Origin of the sequence: Mesorhizobium sp. M0152, assembly GCF_040322415.1 — a bacterium.
Lineage (GTDB): Bacteria > Pseudomonadota > Alphaproteobacteria > Rhizobiales > Rhizobiaceae > Mesorhizobium.
Window position 1 is genome coordinate 1 of record NZ_JAMYTH010000120.1, and the last position, 991, is coordinate 991.

Below are 991 nucleotides of genomic sequence, written 5' to 3' on the forward strand. Positions count from 1 at the left end.
CGTCCATGTCGCAAATCTTGACGATTGCTTTGTGTGTCAAGCCCGCCGCAGGTCTCAACGCGTTCATATGCAGACATTGTGAAAAATCGCCCTATTCCGCCTTTTTTACCGCCCCTTAAGTCCTTCGCTCGCATGCTTGTCGATGCCATTGAACTCATAGCCATCGGCCAAGGATTTTGGAAAATATGTTTCCTCTCGCAGCAGAAAACGTGAGAGTCGCTGTAGGCCTAACGTTAAGGGGCTGGGAGAGAGCGGTTTGATTGGACGAAATGTGTACCGGAGTACCGAGTCATGAAGCCACGAGGTAATCTGGTCCGACTGAAGCAATTTCAGGTGAATGAGAAGCGGCGACAGTTGCAGCAGCTAGACATGATGATTGCCGATTTCGAACGCATGGCGCGAGAACTGGACTTCCAGATAAACGCCGAGGAAACGAAGGCCGGCATCTCCGATATCAATCATTTCGCTTATCCGACGTTCGCCAAGGCCGCTCGCCTACGTCGTGACAACCTCAAGAATTCGCAATCGGACCTTCTGCGGCTGAGAACCACGGCCGAGCCATGCCTCGCCGAGGCTGAAGCAGAGCTTTCCAAGGCGCAAATGCTAGAATCGCGCAGCGGCAGAGGCCACGATCTCGAACCCGGCAACCGAAGCGCCATGATCGGCTGAACCGGACGGCTTCAGCGCGCCTCAATTCGCGACACCCGACTGGCCGTTGGCGCGCATGTCGCCGCACCATCACAGCCGTCCCGGCCAGCTATCGCTGCATCAAGCCGCTGAAACTTTACAGTGCCGGGCGCGCTGCTACCTCAACTTCCTCACCGCTCAATCAATGTGACAGCACCGATTCTTCTCAACCGCGGCATGCCCTAAATCGTCAGTTGCGTTCCGATCTCGACGACGCGTCCGGTCGGGATCTGGAAATATTCGGTCGCATCCGCCGCCGTGCGCGCCAGGCCGATGAACAACCGGTCCTGCCACACCGGCATGC

The 991-nt window shown here is 56.7% G+C and carries 2 protein-coding genes; one reads left to right on the top strand and one right to left on the bottom strand.

The features are described 5' to 3' along the window. Positions 1–291: 291 nt before the first annotated feature. Complete coding sequence (locus tag NKJ26_RS33415; protein ID WP_352700110.1) at positions 292–669, top strand: flagellar export protein FliJ; 378 nt, start codon at positions 292–294, stop codon at positions 667–669. A 200-nt stretch (positions 670–869) separates the two neighbouring features. On the opposite strand, the gene NKJ26_RS33755 is transcribed toward NKJ26_RS33415, so the two are convergent. Next, positions 870–991: KUP/HAK/KT family potassium transporter (locus tag NKJ26_RS33755; protein WP_502903266.1), on the bottom strand; the 122-nt coding region annotated here is incomplete at its 5' end.